The organism is Mycobacterium vicinigordonae (assembly GCF_013466425.1).
In the GTDB taxonomy this organism is placed as follows: domain Bacteria; phylum Actinomycetota; class Actinomycetes; order Mycobacteriales; family Mycobacteriaceae; genus Mycobacterium; species Mycobacterium vicinigordonae.
Genome location: NZ_CP059165.1, coordinates 4,035,489 through 4,052,608, shown reverse-complemented (window position 1 = coordinate 4,052,608; position 17,120 = coordinate 4,035,489). Strand labels below are relative to the sequence as shown.

The window sequence follows — 17,120 nt, the reverse complement described above, 5'->3', positions numbered from 1 at the left end:
AAGAACAGATGCTGCGCCGCCGCCCGGTCGGCGGTGCTCCCGTCGCCGCAGGGGCCGACGCCGGGCTCAAGCGGAGTTTCGGTGCCTTTCAGCTCACCCTGTTCGGCGTCGGGTCGACGATCGGCACCGGGATCTTCTTCGTGTTGTCCCAGGCGGTTCCCGAAGCCGGACCCGGTGTGCTGGTCTCCTTCGTAATCGCGGGAATCGCGGCGGGCCTGGCCGCGATTTGCTATGCCGAATTAGCCTCCGCGGTACCGGTTTCGGGTTCGTCGTACTCTTACGCGTACACCACCCTGGGGGAGGGGGTGGCGATGGTGGTGGCGGCGTGCCTGCTGCTGGAATACGGGGTGGCTACCGCGGCGGTGGCGGTCGGTTGGAGCGGTTACCTCAACAAGTTGCTGCACAACCTGTTCGGAGCCGAATTGCCGCACGCCCTCTCGGCAGCGCCGTGGGACTCCCCGCCGCCGGGTGTGGCACACGGCTGGGTGAATCTGCCCGCGGTGATCCTCATCGTGATGTGCGCGCTGCTGTTGATCCGCGGCGCAAGCGAATCGGCGAAAGTCAACACCGTCATGGTGTTGATCAAGCTCGGTGTGCTGGGCATGTTCGTGGTGATCGCTTTCACCGCATTCGATGGAGCTCAACTGAAAGACTTCGCACCGTTCGGCATCGGGGGGATCGGCACGGCGGCCGGCACGATCTTCTTCTCCTACATCGGGTTGGATGCCGTCTCAACGGCCGGAGACGAGGTGAAGGACCCGCAGAAGACGATGCCGCGCGCCCTGGTGTCGGCGCTGTTCGTCGTTACCGGCGTCTACATTCTTGTCGCGCTGGCGTCCCTTGGCACCCAGCCGTGGCAGAACTTCGGCGCGCAGGAAAACGCGGGGCTGGCCACCGTTTTGGACAATGTGACGCACGCTAGCTGGGCCGGCACAATTCTGGCTGCGGGCGCGGTTATCTCGATCTTCACGGTTACTTTGGTCACCCTGTACGGAATGACGCGCATTCTGTTCGCAATGGGCCGGGACGGGTTGTTGCCACCCCGGTTCGCCAGGGTGCATCCGCGCACCATGACGCCGGTGAACAACACAGTTATCGTGGCGATTGCCGCCTCGGTAATGGCAGCGTTGGTCCCACTGGACAAGCTCGCCGACATGGTGTCGATTGGAACGTTGACCGCGTTCATCGTGGTATCGGCCGGGGTGATCATCCTGCGGGTGCGCGAACCCGATCTGCCGCGCGCCTTCCGGGTGCCCGGATACCCGGTGACACCAGCGCTTTCGGTGCTGGCGTGCGGTTACATCCTGCTCAGCTTGCACTGGTACACCTGGGTGGCTTTCGGAGCCTGGATTAGCGTGGCCTTGATCTACTACGTGGTGTGGGGTCGGCATCGAAGTGCTCTCAACGAACGATCGCTACGTGACAAGGAGGTGCGGTGACTGTCGTCGTCGGCTATCGGGCCGGCAATATCGGGTTGTCGGGGTTGAACCTGGCCGCCGGGGCCGCGCGCACCCTCAAGACATCTTTGACAGTGGCGACGATCGTGCCCAAGCCGTGGTTGTCGCTGTCCCGCGGCGAGGCGGAATACGAGCAGTGGGCCGCGGATCTAGTTGAGCAGTCGACCCGAGAAGCCCAGCGAATTCTCTTCTCCCTGGGCGAGGGTCTCGAAATCAAATATTCGCACCGCGCGCACCGGTCGGTATCCGGTGGCCTGATCGAAGTGGTCGAGGAGGTCGGTGGCGAGATCCTGGTTCTCGGTTCCCTGCCCAGCGGCGGGCGGGCCCAAGTGGTAGTCGGCACCACCGCCGACTGGCTGCTGCACTCGTCGCCGGTGCCGGTGGCGATCAGCCCACCCGAATACCGTTCCCATCCCGGCGGTTTGACGCGGTTGACGTGCGCCTACTCGGCTACGCCGCAGTCGGCGGACGTAGTGCGCCGCTGCGTCGAATACTGCGAACGCTTCCATGTGCCGCTGCGTGTGGTCACGTTCGCCGTCCGGGGCAAGACCATGTATCCGCCAGAAGTCGGGCTGGATGCAGAAGACGTGGTGCTGGAAGCGTGGGCGTCGCAGGCGCGCGAGATCCTGGATGGTCTAAAGGCTGACGGCATCGTCGGCCACGACGTTGCGCTGCAGGTGGTCACCGGACACAGTTGGGCCGAAGCGTTGGAAGGCACCGAGTGGATAGACGGCGAGATCCTAGTGATCGGCACGTCGCCGCGCGGTGACATTCGGCGGGTGTTCCTGGGTGCGCGCAGCGGCAAGATCATCCGGCACAGCCCGGTACCGGTTCTCGTGCTGCCCGGCTAGCGGCGGTTGGCGCTACTGCACGGCGCAGAACCGCTCGGCGTGAATCTGTTCGTGTGGTACGCCGACCGCTGTGAGTTCGGCATATGCGGCATCGACCATCGGTGCCGGTCCGCAAACGTACACATCGGGATACTCGTCGAGCAGTGCCGCCTCCGACGCCGCCAACTCGACGGGATTACCAGCGGCGCCGGCCCATTCGGGGCTAGGCTGCCATACCAGCGTGTCGAACTGGAAACCCGGGAGTGCGGAGCCGAGCGCCCGCAACTGGTCTTGCGCGAATACCTCGCCGTGCCGGGTGACCCCGAAGAATAGTCGCGCGGGCTGCGCATCGCCCCACTCGGCCATCCGGCTCAGCATCGACAACAGCGGTGATAGCCCCGTACCGCCGGCGATGAACCAGCGCGGTCGAAGTCCGTTCTCGACGAGCGCGAAATCACCCGTTGCGTTCGAGACCGTGAGTTCGTCGCCGACGGCTGCGACGCCAATTAGGTACTCCGACATCAGTCCGCCGGGTTGCAAGCGGATGTAGAAGTCGAGCACGCCATCCCAGTTGGCGATATTCGCCGGTGAATAGGCACGCTGGGCCTCGCTGCCCGGCACCGTGATACGGACGAACTGGCCGGATTCGAAGTCCGCCGTGGAGGATCCGTCGGCGTCGGCGACCAGCGAGAGCCTCAGCCGCATGACCGTGTCGGATACCCGGTCCAATCCGATGATGCGGGCCCGCTGCCGAGTAGGCGGCGCGGTGACGATCTGGCCGCTGTCATAGGGCAGGTCAATACGGCAATCAGCACGGGGAAAGCTGCGGCACAGCAGGATTCCGCCCTCTTCCTCGGGCGTCTCTATGACGTAGGGATCGTGCTCGCTCATTTCCACCTGCCCGTCGGAGAGCACTGCCGAGCAGGCCCCGCAGCCACCGGCGTGACATGCCGACTTCAGCACCAGCCCGGCTTCTTCGGCTGCGTCGAGAACTGTTGTCCGCGAGTCACATCGGATCGTCGAGTGTGCTCCCTCGTTGGTGACCAGGACGACGTCGTAGCACCGCAGTTCGGTGTCCGTCGGCTTGTCGATGATCTCAGTCATCAGGCACCCGCCATGGCGTCGGCGAGGTCCTGCGCCGGATCTCCGATCGGTTTAAGCGCGAACTTGTCCACGAGAATGTCCGCCACTGCGGGGGTGAGGAATGCCGGCAGGGTCGGGCCGAGCCGGATATTGCGAATTCCCAGCGACAACAGCGTGAGCAGCACCGCCGCTGCCTTTTGCTCGAACCATGACACGAATAGGCTCAGTGGCAGGTCGTTCACACCACAGTCGAAGGCGTCGGCGAGCGCCCGGGCGATCTGCACCGCCGAGTAGGCGTCGTTGCACTGCCCGACGTCGAGCAACCGTGGGATGCCGCCGATGTTACCGAACTCGTTACCGTTGAATCGGTACTTGTTGCAGCCCAACGTCAGCAGCACGGTGTCGTCGGGTGCCTGGTTGGCGACATCGGTGTAGTAGTTGCGTCCCGGCGCGGCGCCGTCGCAGCCTCCGATGAGCAGGAACCGTTTGACCGCACCGTCTTTGACAGCTTGGATCACGGTGTCGGCGACGGAGAGGACCGCGGTGTGCCCGAACCCGGTGGTGACGGTTTCGGACGGCACCTCGGTGCTGAAGCCGGGCAACGCCTGCGCCGCCTTGACGACCAGCGAGAGGTCGGCGGTGTCGATGTGGCGGATGCCGGGCCAGCCGACCGGTCCGGTGGTGAAGATCCGGTTGCGGTAGGCGGGCCGCGGCTCGATGAGGCAGTTGGAGGTCATCACGATGGGGCCCGGGAAGGCGGTGAAGTCGCGCTGCTGGTCCTGCCAGGCGCCGCCGTAGTTCCCGACGAGATGGCTGTGCTTGTGCAGTTCGGGATAGCCGTGGGCGGGCAGCATTTCGCCATGGGTGTAGATGTTGATTCCAGTTCCTTTGGTGGCCTCTAGGATTCGGGCCAGGTCGTGCAGGTCATGGCCGGACACCAGGAGGGCCTTGCCAACGACGGGCGTGACTCGGACCGGGGTGGGCACCGGGCTGCCGAAGCTACCGGTGTTGGCCGTGTCGAGCATCGCCATCACCTCGAAGTTCAACGAACCCAGTTCAAGGGCGTGCGCCAGTAGCGCGTCAGGGTCGGACGGGTCGCTGGCCAGAAACGCCAGGCTGGATTCGATTCCCGCGTCGGTCTGATCGGTGCGATAGCCGAGGGCGTGGGCGTGATGGGCGTAGGCGCAAACGCCCTTTAGGCCGTAGAGGTTGAGGTTGCGCAGACCCACGACGTCGGCGCCGAGCGTGTTCAATCTGGCATCCACCCTCACCTCGAGGGCTTGAGCGACCACTGTGGAGATGATGTCGGCGGGAACGAACTGAGCTGCGCCGGATAGGGTTTCCGGTTCCAGTCCGGCGGCGCGGGCGGCGTTCTCGTAGGCCAGCCTGGCCTTGTTGCGTACCTCGACCGCATCGGCGATCAGCGCCATGAACCGCGTGGCATTGAAGTTGACGTTGGTCAGCGTCGTAAACAGGTCGAAGCATGCGTGCGCGGCGTACTGCGGGTCGGGGGCGCCCAGTTCGCGCGCCTTCTGCGCATACTGTCCGATGCCGAGGTTCACGTTGACCAAAACGTCCTGCAGCGCTGCCGTGGTGGCATCCTTTCCGCAGTTGCCCTTTGCCGCGGAGCAGCCGAAGGCCAACAGGTTGGGACGCTCAGGGGATGGGGTGCGGTCAGTCTGTTCGCACTGATAGCAAAACATCGGGTCTCCTGGTGCTGTGAGCGGCTGGTGATGCTCACGCTATGGAGCAGGGCGGCTGCGGGCTTTGACTTAGATCAAGCGGACGCTGTGGCAACAGTCACAACGTCGATTGGCTGCGCGCATAAGCATCCAGGGCGTTGACGTCGGGGATCTGGACGGCGGACCCATCCACCCGGATCAGCCCTTCGGTCGCGAGGGTGCGAATCGCGCGGGAAAAGGTCTCCGGCGTCATTCCGAGCCGAGAGGCGAGAACCTGCTTGAGGACCGGCAACTCGACACAGGCCGGACCGTCGTCGGGCATGAGCGGTGAGTCGGTCCCGCCGGCCAGGTTGTTGGACCCCGCGCCCACCGCACCCAGCATGTAGGCGATGATCCGCTGGGTGGCTGACTGCAACGACAGCATGGCGATGTCCTGGACTTTCGACTGCAATCGGCGCGCCATCGAGGCCAGCATGATGCGGGCCATCGCCGGGTCGCTATCGAGAACTTGGTCGACGGCGGTGGCGGGGACGAAGACCAGTTCGGTGTCGGCCAGCGCGGTGGCGTCTACCGGGTACGGCTCGCGCAGGAACATCACTGCGTGGCCGAAAGCGCTCCCGGGACCGAGGATCTCCAGCACCTTCACCCCGCCTTCGGAGTTCGACACGGAGAGCTGCATCTGGCCATCTCGCACCAGATAGAAGCCGGTTGACGGGGTTCCCCGCCGAAACAGCACCTGGCCGGCGCACAACAAGACCGTGCAGCACTGCGCAGCAAGGAGATCCACATTCGCCTGGTCGAGCCCGTCGAACATCGGGGCGGACTTGATGGCTTCGCACGGATCGGTGTTCATCAGAGCCGACGGTAGCCGACCTGCTGGCGCGCATGCTGGCCACCCTGCAGCGACGAGGTGGCCTTAAATGGGGGCCATTCGCCAACTTCGGCGTTCAGTGTCCGGCAGCGGAGTTGGCCGCTCGCTGCGCCTGCTGCAGCGTCGACGCGATATCGCCTCGGCCCAGGAACATTTCATCGAAATAGGATTGCAGCGCCTCGTTGCCGGCGGCGAATCCGGCACCACCGGGCGCCGGTATGCGAGGGCCATCCAGCACCGAGAAAAAGGGTGTAACGTCGACGCCTCTAGCTTTCCAATAAGCGAAGTATCCCGGTTGCGCCGAGAGCACAGCTGGAATCGCCACGCCGTCATGGCCAAGATAGGCGTTACCCTGGCCGCTGCCCATCCAGGCCAGCACCTGACGCACTGCTTCGGGGTGCTTGGTAGCTGAATTGCCAGCTGCGGCAATGCCGTTTGTGACACTGATGCGGCCTTTCGGGCCAGCCGGCATCATCGCGACACCCCAGCGGAAACTCGCATCACGAGTGATCGCGGCCAGGCTGTAGGTCCCGGACTGGAAGAGTGCCATCTTGCCAGCCAGGAACTGGTTGCGCGAGAAGTCGCCGTTGTCGTTGGTGTCGGATGCCGGCGGCGCGACGTGGTCGTGATTGATCAGACCGACCAGGTAGCGAAAGGCTTGCACCGCCTCGGGATTGTCGAAGGCGAAGGCGTCGCCCCGCTGGAACACCCCGCCGGCCGATCCGATGTAGTTGAGGTAGATGCCCTGCGGGTCGTTGGCGGCGTTGTACCCCCACTGACGGACCCGCTCGAAGTTGAAGTCCGCTGTGTCGGCGCGATGTCCGTCCGCGTCGACGGTGAGGCGGGCCAGTAGGGGACGCAGGGTGTCGTCCTTGTCTGGACTCCAGCGCACGTGGTCCAACTCGGCGGGATCGACGCCGGCGTCGGCCAGCAGGTCGGCGTTGTAGAAGAGCGCGATCCCCGCATCGGTCAGCTGCGGTACTGCCCACAGCGATCCGTTGCGGGTGAACTGGTCGACCACCGCGGGTTCCCAGTCCGCAGCGACCTTTTCAATCTTCAACAGTCGGCCGCTGTCGGCGTAGGCGTCCAGGTAGGCATTGGACAGCCAGAAGATGTCGTCGGCGCTGCCGCCTGCCACGTCGGTGCGCAGGGTGTTGAAATAGTTCGAGAACGCCACCATGTTGGTGCGCACCTCGATGCCGGGGTGTGCGCGGGTGAACGCCTCGAACGATTGCTTGTACGCCAACGCAATGGGCTCGGCCCACAGTCGCACCGTCACCACGATCTTGCCGTTGTCGCTGGACCGGCCCATCAGGACAGCCGTCGTCAACAGTAGTGCGGAGATCAACACGAGTGCCGAGGCAAACAGCGTCGAGAAGCGGAGCCGGTTCATTTCAGTCCCGAGACCAGGATCGAGGAGACGATGTGTCGCTGGAAAATCACGAACAACGCGATCAACGGGACGATCGCTACCGTCGTAGCGGCCATCACCAGCGTCCACTGCGAATTGAACCGGGACTGCAGGTCGGCGGTGGCAACGGTCAGCACCCGCCACTTGCGACCGCTGGTGATCACCAACGGCCACATGAAGCTGTTCCACTGCGAGACCACGGTGATCATCGTCAACGCGGCCAGCACCGGCTTGCTGGACGGCAGGATCACGTGCACCAGAACGTCCAAGGTATTGGCGCCGTCCAGGCGGGCGGCGTTGATCAGGTCGTCGGGAACGAGTCGAAAGTGCTCGCGTAGCAGGAAAATCGCATACGGCGAGCCAAACATGAACGGAATCACCAATGCCCAGAACGTGTTACGTAGTCCTACCTGGGCCATCATCAGATACATCGGTACCACCGTCACCGTGCCGGGCACCATCAACGTCGCGACGTAGACCCAGAACAGCGCATCGCGCCCGGGAAACTGCAGCCGCGCGAACGCGTAGCTGGCCAGGATCGAAAAGGTCAACTGGCCCAGCAGGATCACTGCCGTCGTCAACGCGGTCACGGCTGCCGCCCGGCCGAACCCGGCGCTGGCCAGGTCGGTGTAGTTGGCTAGGGTGGGCGGGTTCGGCCACTGCAACGGCGAGCCGGTCTCGAACTGGTGCGCGGAGGTGAAGGACGTCAGCAGTCCAAGAGTGAACGGCGCCAAGGTGATCAGCGCCCCGAGCACCAATCCGGTGTAGATAACCGCGTTGCTCACCCGGCTGGATCTGTGACTAGACCAAGTCATAGGTGATCCGCCGCCGGAAGTACAGATGCTGAACGAAAGTGACGCCGACCAGGATGACGAACAGCATCACTGCCATCACCGCGGCCCGCCCGATCGCCGCGGCGCCGAACGCCTCGGCGTAGATGCGGTGCGCAACCAGATCCGTGCTGCCCGCCGGACCGCCGCCGGTTAGCGCGTAGACGGTGTCGAAAACTTGTGCCGTGCTGACGATTCCGGTGACCATGACGAAGAAGGTGGTGGGCCTCAGCATCGGCAGGGTAATCCGCCAGAACCGCTGCCAGGCGTTGGCGCCGTCGGTGCGGGCGGCGTTGTGGACGTCTTCGGGGATGGCCAACAGCCCTGCCAAGAACGACAACGAGACGTAGCCGACGTTGGTCCAGATGACGACCGACGACACGACGGGCAGCGCCAAATCGGGCTCGGTCAGCCATTCGATGCGGTGGCCCAGCAGGGTGCTGATCGCCCCGTTGGTGGGTGCCAAGATCCAACGCCACAGCACCGCGATCGCCAGCGGGGCGCAAACCCACGGCAGCACGTAGAGGGTGCGGAACAGCCCGGTTCCCGGCATCCGGCGGGCCAACATCGTCGCGGCCAGCAGACCCAGCACCGTCTGCGCCGGAACGACGATCGCCACGAAGACGGCAGTCACCACCAGCGAGTCGCCGAAATCGCCGTCGTGCAGGACCGAACTCCAGTTTGCCAGCCCAACGTAGTGCAGCGGCCCCAGCAGGTCCCACCGGTACAGACTCAGCCACACCACCACCAGGATCGGCAGCAACAGGAACGCGGTCACGCCGAACAGGCTGGGCGCCAGCAGCGCATACGCCAGCGCGGTGGAGCGGCGTGGCGCGTCGGACATGAATGTATTAAAGCCGGTCGTTACGGTGGAGCCGTGACAGCGAACCGGGAGATCGACGCGGACTTCCTGGACCTGCCGCGCCACCAGTTGGCGGACGCCGCGTTGTCGGCGGCCAGAGCGGCCGGGGCCAGTTATGCAGACCTGCGGATTCATCGCCTCAGTACCGAGAACATCCAGTTGCGCGACGGCGAGCTGGAGACGGCTGTGGTTAGCCGCGAGGTCGGCTTGGCGGTGCGGGTGATCGTGGCGGGAACCTGGGGGTTCGCGTCCCATTCAGAGCTGGCGCCGGACGTGGCAGCTCGCACTGCCCGGCACGCCGTGCAGGTGGCGACGCTGCTGGCAGCGTTGAACACCGAGCAGGTTCGCCTGGCGCCCGAGCCGGTCTATCCCGACGTCTCATGGGTCTCGGACTACCGCATCGACCCGTTCGGGGTTCCCGCGTCGGAGAAAATTGCGGTGTTGCAGGACTACTCCGGGCGCCTGCTGGACGCCGACGGGATCGACCACGTGTCGGCCAGTCTGACAGCGGTTAAAGAGCAGACCTTCTACGCCGATACGTTCGGGTCGTCGATCACCCAGCAGCGAGTGCGGCTGCAGCCGTCGCTGGAAGCGGTGAGCATCGACGCCAAGGCGGGCAGCTTCGATTCGATGCGCACCTTGGCGCCGCCGACGGCGCGAGGGTGGGAAGCCGTGGCTGGCGACGAGGTGTGGGATTGGTCCTCGGAGCTGGCCGAGCTGCCAGATCTGCTGTACGAGAAGGTGCGGGCCCCGTCGGTGGTGCCTGGGCCTACCGATCTGGTGATCGACCCGTCGAACCTGTGGCTGACCATCCACGAATCTATCGGGCATGCAACCGAGTACGACCGGGCTATCGGGTACGAGGCCGCCTACGCCGGCACGTCTTTCGCTACCCCCGACAAGCTCGGGTCTATGCGATACGGCTCGCCAGTGATGAATGTGACCGCCGACCGAACCGTGCAATACGGCTTGGCGACAATCGGTTACGATGACGAAGGAGTGGCCGCCCAAAGTTGGGATCTGGTGCGCGGCGGGGTCTTCGTCGGCTACCAACTGGACCGGGTGTTCGCCCCGCGCTTGGGTGAATCGCGATCCAACGGCTGCTCGTACGCCGACTCGGCGCATCATGTCCCGATCCAGCGGATGGCCAACGTGTCCCTGCAACCCGCGCCCGAGGAGCGCAGCACCACCGATCTGATCGAGCGGGTCGACGACGGTATCTATATCGTCGGCGACAAGTCCTGGTCAATCGACATGCAGCGGTACAACTTCCAGTTCACCGGACAGCGGTTCTACCGGATCCGGGACGGCCGGATATATGGCCAGCTGCGCGATGTCGCCTATCAGGCGACCACCACTGATTTCTGGAATGCGATGGAAGCGGTGGGCGGCCGGTCGACGTGGCGACTCGGCGGGGCGCTCAACTGCGGTAAAGCTCAGCCCGGCCAGATTGCCGCGGTCAGCCATGGCTGCCCGTCGGCGCTGTTCCGGAAAATCAACGTGCTCAATACCCGAACCGAGGGCGGCCGATGATCACACCTCAGCACGTCGTCAACATCGTCCTGGACGAGGCGGCCAAGAACGGCCGCGCCGACGAAACCATGGTTCTGGTGACCGACAAGGTTGAGGCCACCCTGCGCTGGGCGAACAATTCGATGACCACCAACGGTGTCACGCACACTCGCACGGTGACGGTGATTTCGGTTGTGCGACAAGGTGACAGCGTCCAGGTGGGCTCGGTGGTCTCCGGCGAGGTGGACCCGCTGGTGCTGCCCGGGCTGGTGGTCTCGTCGCAGGATGCGGCCCGGTCCGCGCCGGAGGCCGGTGATGCCGCACCGCTGCTCTCCGACACCGGAGAGCCCGCCGACTGGGAGGCTCCGGTGCCCGGGACGGGTGTGCGAGTGTTCAGCGGTATCGCCGGACCGTTGAGCAAGGAATTTCGGGCCGCGGACAGGTTGTACGGCTATGCGCACCATAGTGTTTCAACCACCTTGTTGGCGTCGTCGACGGGTTTGCGGCGCCGCTACACTCAACCCACCGGGGCGATCGAGGTCAACGCCAAACGTGGTGACGCCAGCGCCTGGGCCGGCATTGGGACAGCGGATTTCGTTGACGTACCAATTGATTCGCTGCTCTCGGACTTGTCGACGCGGCTTGGTTGGGCAGCACGTTCCGTCGAACTGCCCGCAGGGCGTTACGAGACGATCATGCCGCCCTCGACCGTGGCCGACATGATGATCTACCTGGCCTGGACGATGGGCGGGCGAGGCGCTCAAGAGGGGCGCACGGCGCTCTCGGCACCCGGTGGCGGGACCCGGGTGGGGGAGCGGCTCACCGATCTGCCGCTGACCCTGTTCTCCGATCCGATGGCGCCGGGGCTGGCGTGCACGCCCTTCGTCGCTGTGAGTAGTTCCAGCGAGACCACGTCGGTTTTCGACAATGGGATGGAGATCGGTCACGTCGACTGGATCCGCGAGGGCGTAATAAACCAGCTGGCCTATCCGCGCGCCAGCGCCGCCCGGTTTGACACCCCGGTCGCGGTCGCCTGCGACAACCTCGTCATGACCGGCGGGTCGGCAGATCTGGCCGACATGATTGCGGCCACTGAGCGGGGCCTGCTGCTGACTACGTTGTGGTACATCCGGGAGGTCGACCCGACGACATTGCTGTTGACGGGGCTGACGCGCGACGGGGTGTACCTGATCGAAAACGGCGAGGTGACCGGGGCGGTCAACAACTACCGGTTCAACGAGAGCCCGCTGGACCTGCTGCGGCGCGCCACCGAGGCCGGCGTCAGCGAGAAGACGCTCCCCCGGGAGTGGGGCGACTGGGCCACCCGGGCGGCGATGCCGTCGCTGCGGATCCCTGATTTTCATATGTCCTCGGTGAGTCAGGCGCAGTAGCTGATTGCCGGTTTTTCGGGACAGCCCTAACGTGTTACGGATGTCGACTCCGGTTCTCAGCGATGCCCTGGCGCGGTTGGTTGCTTTCTCCGACGGGCGGCTCACCGGATTGGTGCGCCGTGTCTGCGCGCAGACGGTGTCGCTGGCGCCGCTGCCCGTCGAGGAGGCGGTCGGTGAGCCGGAGTCCGAAGCCGAGGTGGCGGTCGCCGAGTTCGCCGAGCAGTTCAGTGCCGACGTCTCGATGGTTACTGCCGATCAACGGTCGCGCTTGATCGAGCATCTGGGGGACAACGCTTTTCCTGTCGTCGTAGCGATCTTCATCGCCGACTTCGTGCCGCGGGTGCGCGCGGGCTTGGAGTCGTTGGGCATTGGATCGGAATATCTGGGCTGGGTAGACGCGCCGATCGGGTGGGTTCGCGACACCAATCCCGCTGGTGAGTTGTTCAACCGTTTCCTGCCCGGCGTCGCCCGGATGCGCGCCGTGGACGCCGTGACCTCGGAGCTGGTGCGCCTGCGCGGCGCGACGGCCCACAACTGTCGGCTGTGCAAGTCGCTGCGCGAAGGGCATGCGCTCGACGCCGGAGGTTCCGAGTCGCTGTATGACGAGATTTCGCACTTTGAGACGTCAATCTTGCTAGATGAGCGCGCAAAGGCAGCGCTGCGGTATGCGGATGCGTTAATTTGGACGCCTGCGCACCTCGCCGTCGACGATGCCGTCGAGGTGCGCTCCCGGTTTTCGCCGGAGGAGGCCGTTGAACTGACGCTTGACATAATGCGCAACGCCAGCAACAAGATCGCGGTGTCGTTGGGTGCCGATGCCCCGCGGGTCGACTCGGGGACCGAGCGATACCTGATCGACGTCGACGGCCAGACGGTCTTCAGCTGACGGCGCCCGCCATGAGATTCGCGGGGAGCGCGGTCGCGGTTGTGGCGCTGGCAGGCGTGGTGAGTGGCTGTTTGGGCGGCGGCGCTAAGTCCGCGCGGCCGACGGTGACCCCACACGACACCGCTACCTCCCGCCTGGCGCCCATCTACCCGGGGACGACGGTGTCGATTCCGCCGCCCGGATCGGGCATCACCACGCCGTCCAGTCCGTCGTCGAGCACGTCGTCCACCGCCACACCGCATACCTTTCCCGGTGACGGCACCTTCAAGGTAGGAAGCGAGATCCAGCCCGGCACGTATCGGTCGCTGGGCGGGCATTCCTGCTACTGGGAGCGGCTGCGCGGCCTGTCGGGGAACTTCGCGGACATCATCGCCAACGGGGCCGGCGATTGGCCGCAAGTGGTGCAGATCGCGCCAACGGATCTGGCGTTCAAGACGCAAGGCTGCCCGACCTGGTCACCGCAATCGGCGACGACGACTCCTTCGACGACGACCACGACTTCTAGAGCGCCTGTGACGCTGCCGCCGGGCGCGCAAGCGTGCCCAGCCACCTCCGGTCCGGCGGGCGGGTTCGCGTCCTCGGCGGTCGGCTCGTCGGACACGACCTGCCCGTTCGCCGAACAGGTGCGGCTGGCGTACGGAGCCGGTGGCCCGGCGAGTGTTACGCCGCGCCAGGTCGACGCGGTGAGCCCGGTGACCGGCCAGCACTACACGATGACGTGCGCGGCTAACGGGTCGCTGGTGGTGTGCAACGGCGGCACCGGCGCGATCGTCTACGTGTACTAAGCGGTGTACCGCGGCTCCGGTCGGGTACCTTCTGTCCGTGGCATTTCGACGGTACAGCGCAGCGTGTGGACGACAGTTGCGGTTCTCCGAGGCGGTGGGCGAGCGGATCGCGATGAGCTGGTTGGGCTATCAACTCGCCGTCCACGTGGTTCCCAGCGTCGACAAGTTTCTGCTCCCACGGACCAACGGCCGGCTGAGCGCCGGAGGGATGGACCTGACCGGTCTGCTCAAGACGACCGGCGCCAAGTCCGGCCAGCCGCGCGTGCATCCGCTGGTCCTGATCCAAGTTGCGGACGGCCTGCTGGCGATCGGGTCGAATTACGGGCGATCAGAGCACCCGGGGTGGAGCGCCAATCTACTTAAGCATCCTGAGTGCACGGTGCAGTTCAAAGGCCAGCCCCGGCAGTATCGCGCCGAGCTGCTCACCGGAGACGAGCGCGCCAAGGCATGGGCGGCGGCCGTGGACTACTACCCCGGATACGACAACTACCGGGCTAGGTGCGCGCCGCGCGAGATCCGGGTCTTCCGGCTACGGCCGGTCTGAGACTTTTGCCGCCAGGAACGGACCGACGCCAGCGCCGTCTTGAGTCCGCGGTGGCGACCGGCGTGGGTGAGGTCGCCCAAGCCCGGTTCCAGTTCGGCGAACATCCGCTCGCTGCGGGTTTCCGGGGCGTTGTCGGCGGTGTCACGCAGATACTTGTTTGGTAGCGACAGTTTGGCGATGGTGCGCCATGTCTTGCCGTACTGCATCAGGAAAGGGCCTGTGGTGTAAGGCAAGTCGTACTTGTCGCATAACTCGCGCACCCGCAGCGAAACCTGGTGCAGTCGGTTGCTGGGCAGATCGGGGAACAAGTGGTGTTCGATCTGATGGCACAGATTACCGCTCATGAATCGCAGCGCGGGCCCGGCATCGAAGTTGGCGCTTCCCAGCATCTGTCGCAGATACCATTCGCCCTTGGATTCGCCGTCCATGTCGGTTTGGGTGAATTTCTCTGCACCATCGGGGAAATGGCCGCAGAAGATCACCGCGTTGGCCCAGATGTTGCGAAGGATGTTGGCCACCGCGTTGGCCTTCAGGGTCGACTTGAAGGTGGCCGCCGGCGACAGCGCGGTGAGCGCGGGAAACGCGACGTAGTCCTTGGCGAGTTGACGACCGATCTTCGTGGTGAACTCGCGGGTTTGTTGCCAGGTGGTGTCGCGCTCCGGGCCGGCCTTGAGCAGTTTCTCGAGATCGATTGTCTGCAAACCGATTCCCCACTCGAACCCAAGCGCGAGGAGCGTATTGAATAGCACGTTGCCCAGGTTGTAGGGCTTCCAGGGCTGGTCACGGGTGACGCGCAGGATGAAGTAGCCGACGTCGTCGTCCATGTCGAGGATGTTGGTGTACTTGTGATGCTGGACGTTGTGGGCCGAAACCCAGTGCTTGGACACCGCGTTCATGTCCCATTCCCAGGTCGTGGAATGGATCTCCGGGTCGTTCATCCAGTTCCACTGCCCGTGCATGACGTTGTGGCCGATCTCCATGTTCTCGACGATCTTGGCCACAGCCAGCGTCAGTGTTCCCGCCCACCACGCCGACCGCTTCGAGCTGGCAGCCAGCATCACCCGGCCCGCAAGCTCGAGGCCACGTTGCGCGCCGATGGTGCGGCGGATATAGCGGGCATCGCGTTCGCCGAGAGAGTCCTCGATGTCTCGTCGGATCGCATCCAGCTCGAAGCCCAGATTTTCGATATCGGCTTCGGTCAGATGGGCGAAGGCCGAAACGTCGGTGATCGCCATATTTTCTCCCCGTTAGTCTCTGCCGTTCGGTCCCGATGGGCGAGCCCGTACGGCGGCCGAGCGGCAGTGCTCGATCGTCGAACGCTTGCAATTCCCCACCCGTCGCGGACCTGCCTACCGGTCCGCTGCTTTTGGTCTGCGTCAACAATGCCTGCTGACGCATCCAGAACAACACCGCCTGATGAGGTGCGCCTTGACGCCAGATAAGCGGCGGCTTTGTATCTTCAGCGACCACTAACCTACCTAATGTGCGCGTTCAGGGTCCCAGCAGCAGGTTACGGGCTTGCCGTGGGGGACTCGGGGGCGACACGCGCACGGGCTAGTCAGTTCTGCAGAACAGGGTGGCTGGCGTGTCCCGGGCGCCTGGGGTGGCTGGCGCGAGCGCTAAAGTCATGGTCGTGCTGGGCCATGCCGCAGCAGCCGGGGCGGTAGCTCAGTCGGTTAGAGCCGCGGACTCATAATCCGTTGGTCGTGGGTTCGAGCCCCACCCGCCCCACTTTAATGGCCATTTATGTGCTTAGCCGCGTCCGAGTCATCGTTTATTCATCGTTTATGCGGACGGTGCGGTCGAGCATGTCAGCCACCAACGCGTGGATGCGGCCACGGGTCATGTAGCGGTCTTGGGTCATGATGACGTGGCTGTGCCCGAGATGGTCGGCGCCGATGCGGGCCGACAGCCCTTCGTCGTCGATGAAGGTCGCAACGGTCTTGCGGAAGCTGTGGGTGGTTCGTCCAGGCGCTCCGTGGGTGGCTTCGCATAGTTGTCGAGATCGGCGCCGTTGAGCAGTGGGCGGTCGGTTCGACGGCCGACATCGAGTCGGAGCGACCACGGGCCATCGACGCGAGAGGCGGCAAGCAGTTCTTCGTTGTGGTCGAGAAACGGCCGCAGCCCTTGGCGCTCTGGATCGCCAGCCTTGTTCCAGGATGCCAGTTAGGCGGCATCCTCAGCGGTGAACGGTTTAGAAACTTCACAACGCTGCACTGTGTACTCAGGTCACGCACCATGACATCATGGTGTCATGGGTGTGACAGACCAGGACGCGACCCAGAAGACGGTCGGCGTAACAGTGCGTTTGCCCGTGGAGCTGGCAGACGCGCTGAAGAACTACGCCTTCGTTACCGAATCCTCGGGTAATGAAGTGATCAAGCGTGCGCTGATCGAGTACCTCAAGGTCCATGGCCGGGAGGAAGTGATGCGCTCAGCCTTCGAACGTGTTGTAGAGCAGCACAGGGTGGCGTTGGACAAACTGGCAGGAATGTGAAGTGATCACGTATCTCACGGCCGACGACTTCCTGAGTATCAACGAGCGATCCCTGACCAGCTCCGTGATTTCGGCTTAGTGGACGGCGCGGTAGTGCGTCCCCAGCAGAGCGCATTCGGCGAGGACGCATTCCCGACGATTCACGAGAAGGCTGCTGCCCTGCTGCACGGGCTGGCTCGAAACACCCGTTCGTCGCTGCCAACAAACGCACCGCGTGGACAGCGAGGGCGACGTTGTACATGGTCAACGCCTACAACCTGCCAGTGGATGCTAGCGACGTAATTGGTCTTACCACGGATGCTGCGGAAGGTCAGATCGGCGTCCAAGACATCGCTGCAGTCTTGAAGGATTGGGCACAGCCTTTCCCTACTTATGACGACTGGATGGGCGCCGAGTAGAAGTTCATCGGCGGTGCGAATTTCGGCCCGTCGCTGTGGGATCTAGGTGACGCGCCCGAATCTAGGGTGGATTAAATCTGA

Annotated in this window: 15 protein-coding genes, 1 tRNA gene and 1 pseudogene; 9 read left to right on the top strand and 8 right to left on the bottom strand. The window is 64.5% G+C overall.

Annotated features, from left to right (window positions below; translation table 11 throughout):
* Nucleotides 1-8 precede the first annotated feature (8 nt).
* Entirely contained in the window at nt 9-1,439 is a 1,431-nt protein-coding gene (locus H0P51_RS18210) for an amino acid permease (protein ID WP_425489071.1), read from the top strand.
* The gene (locus H0P51_RS18205; RefSeq protein WP_180914216.1) at nt 1,436-2,308 is read left to right on the top strand and encodes a universal stress protein; all 873 of its coding nucleotides are present in this window, start codon (nt 1,436-1,438) and stop codon (nt 2,306-2,308) included. Before H0P51_RS18210 ends, H0P51_RS18205 begins: the two co-directional genes overlap by 4 nt.
* 12 nt (nt 2,309-2,320) lie before the next feature.
* Here H0P51_RS18205 and H0P51_RS18200 read toward each other — a convergent pair whose 3' ends face one another.
* From H0P51_RS18200 to H0P51_RS18175, 6 genes are all read right to left on the bottom strand, one after another.
* Complete coding sequence (locus H0P51_RS18200) at nt 2,321-3,391, bottom strand: 2Fe-2S iron-sulfur cluster-binding protein (RefSeq protein ID WP_180914214.1); 1,071 nt, start codon at nt 3,389-3,391, stop codon at nt 2,321-2,323.
* On the bottom strand, nt 3,391-5,073 hold the full coding sequence (gene hcp / locus H0P51_RS18195) for a hydroxylamine reductase (RefSeq protein ID WP_180914212.1): 1,683 nt from the start codon (nt 5,071-5,073) through the stop codon (nt 3,391-3,393). Before hcp ends, H0P51_RS18200 begins: the two co-directional genes overlap by 1 nt.
* Before the next feature lie 97 nt (nt 5,074-5,170).
* Nucleotides 5,171-5,905 carry a Crp/Fnr family transcriptional regulator gene (locus H0P51_RS18190; RefSeq protein WP_180914210.1) on the bottom strand — a complete coding sequence of 245 codons (735 nt, stop codon included), beginning with the start codon at nt 5,903-5,905 and terminating at the stop codon, nt 5,171-5,173.
* 94 nt (nt 5,906-5,999) lie between these two features.
* Entirely contained in the window at nt 6,000-7,316 is a 1,317-nt protein-coding gene (locus H0P51_RS18185; RefSeq protein ID WP_180914208.1) for an ABC transporter substrate-binding protein, read from the bottom strand.
* Nucleotides 7,313-8,149, bottom strand: coding sequence for a carbohydrate ABC transporter permease (locus H0P51_RS18180; protein WP_180914207.1), 837 nt, complete (start codon nt 8,147-8,149; stop codon nt 7,313-7,315). The genes H0P51_RS18185 and H0P51_RS18180 overlap by 4 nt, the downstream gene beginning before the upstream one ends.
* The gene (locus tag H0P51_RS18175; protein ID WP_180914206.1) at nt 8,136-9,008 is read right to left on the bottom strand and encodes a carbohydrate ABC transporter permease; all 873 of its coding nucleotides are present in this window, start codon (nt 9,006-9,008) and stop codon (nt 8,136-8,138) included. Before H0P51_RS18175 ends, H0P51_RS18180 begins: the two co-directional genes overlap by 14 nt.
* A gap of 33 nt (nt 9,009-9,041) precedes the next feature.
* Here H0P51_RS18175 and H0P51_RS18170 point away from each other — a divergent pair, with 33 nt between their 5' ends.
* Genes H0P51_RS18170 through H0P51_RS18150 form a run of 5 tightly spaced genes read left to right on the top strand, consistent with a single transcriptional unit; the run spans nt 9,042 to nt 14,144 of the window.
* Entirely contained in the window at nt 9,042-10,559 is a 1,518-nt protein-coding gene (locus H0P51_RS18170; RefSeq protein ID WP_180914204.1) for a TldD/PmbA family protein, read from the top strand.
* Nucleotides 10,556-11,929 carry a TldD/PmbA family protein gene (locus tag H0P51_RS18165; protein WP_180914202.1) on the top strand — a complete coding sequence of 458 codons (1,374 nt, stop codon included), beginning with the start codon at nt 10,556-10,558 and terminating at the stop codon, nt 11,927-11,929. Before H0P51_RS18170 ends, H0P51_RS18165 begins: the two co-directional genes overlap by 4 nt.
* A gap of 40 nt (nt 11,930-11,969) precedes the next feature.
* On the top strand, nt 11,970-12,815 hold the full coding sequence (locus H0P51_RS18160; RefSeq protein ID WP_180914200.1) for a carboxymuconolactone decarboxylase family protein: 846 nt from the start codon (nt 11,970-11,972) through the stop codon (nt 12,813-12,815).
* A gap of 11 nt (nt 12,816-12,826) precedes the next feature.
* Entirely contained in the window at nt 12,827-13,600 is a 774-nt protein-coding gene (locus H0P51_RS18155; RefSeq protein ID WP_180914199.1) for an Rv1352/Rv1906c domain-containing protein, read from the top strand.
* Nucleotides 13,601-13,637: 37 nt separating this feature from the next.
* Complete coding sequence (locus H0P51_RS18150; RefSeq protein WP_246398059.1) at nt 13,638-14,144, top strand: nitroreductase family deazaflavin-dependent oxidoreductase; 507 nt, start codon at nt 13,638-13,640, stop codon at nt 14,142-14,144.
* Here the strand turns inward: H0P51_RS18150 and H0P51_RS18145 are convergent.
* A complete protein-coding gene (locus H0P51_RS18145; protein ID WP_180914197.1) occupies nt 14,087-15,379 on the bottom strand; it encodes a fatty acid desaturase family protein in 1,293 nt (430 codons plus the stop codon). The two genes, H0P51_RS18150 and H0P51_RS18145, sit on opposite strands and share 58 nt — an antisense overlap.
* Before the next feature lie 422 nt (nt 15,380-15,801).
* Between H0P51_RS18145 and H0P51_RS18140 the strand changes: the two genes are divergently transcribed.
* Nucleotides 15,802-15,875, top strand: a tRNA-Ile gene (locus tag H0P51_RS18140).
* 43 nt (nt 15,876-15,918) lie between these two features.
* Here the strand turns inward: H0P51_RS18140 and H0P51_RS28615 are convergent.
* Nucleotides 15,919-16,122: pseudogene (locus tag H0P51_RS28615) on the bottom strand (site-specific integrase); the annotation flags it as partial.
* Between the two features lie 276 nt (nt 16,123-16,398).
* On the opposite strand from H0P51_RS28615, the gene H0P51_RS18130 reads away from it, so the two are divergent.
* The gene (locus H0P51_RS18130) at nt 16,399-16,641 is read left to right on the top strand and encodes a ribbon-helix-helix protein, CopG family (RefSeq protein WP_180914196.1); all 243 of its coding nucleotides are present in this window, start codon (nt 16,399-16,401) and stop codon (nt 16,639-16,641) included.
* Nucleotides 16,642-17,120 lie beyond the last annotated feature (479 nt).

Bases quoted from the DNA above. Each gene is read 5' to 3' on its own strand.
- H0P51_RS18165 (WP_180914202.1), top strand. From the start codon at position 10,556: ATGATCACACCTCAGCACGTCGTCAACATCGTCCTGGACGAGGCGGCC.
- H0P51_RS18210 (WP_425489071.1), top strand. From the start codon at position 9: ATGCTGCGCCGCCGCCCGGTCGGCGGTGCTCCCGTCGCCGCAGGGGCC.
- H0P51_RS18130 (WP_180914196.1), top strand. From the start codon at position 16,399: ATGGGTGTGACAGACCAGGACGCGACCCAGAAGACGGTCGGCGTAACA.
- hcp (WP_180914212.1), bottom strand. From the start codon at position 5,073: ATGTTTTGCTATCAGTGCGAACAGACTGACCGCACCCCATCCCCTGAG.
- H0P51_RS18190 (WP_180914210.1), bottom strand. From the start codon at position 5,905: ATGAACACCGATCCGTGCGAAGCCATCAAGTCCGCCCCGATGTTCGAC.
- H0P51_RS18180 (WP_180914207.1), bottom strand. From the start codon at position 8,149: ATGACTTGGTCTAGTCACAGATCCAGCCGGGTGAGCAACGCGGTTATC.
- H0P51_RS18200 (WP_180914214.1), bottom strand. From the start codon at position 3,391: ATGACTGAGATCATCGACAAGCCGACGGACACCGAACTGCGGTGCTAC.
- H0P51_RS18185 (WP_180914208.1), bottom strand. From the start codon at position 7,316: ATGAACCGGCTCCGCTTCTCGACGCTGTTTGCCTCGGCACTCGTGTTG.
- H0P51_RS18160 (WP_180914200.1), top strand. From the start codon at position 11,970: ATGTCGACTCCGGTTCTCAGCGATGCCCTGGCGCGGTTGGTTGCTTTC.
- H0P51_RS18155 (WP_180914199.1), top strand. From the start codon at position 12,827: ATGAGATTCGCGGGGAGCGCGGTCGCGGTTGTGGCGCTGGCAGGCGTG.
- H0P51_RS18145 (WP_180914197.1), bottom strand. From the start codon at position 15,379: ATGGCGATCACCGACGTTTCGGCCTTCGCCCATCTGACCGAAGCCGAT.
- H0P51_RS18175 (WP_180914206.1), bottom strand. From the start codon at position 9,008: ATGTCCGACGCGCCACGCCGCTCCACCGCGCTGGCGTATGCGCTGCTG.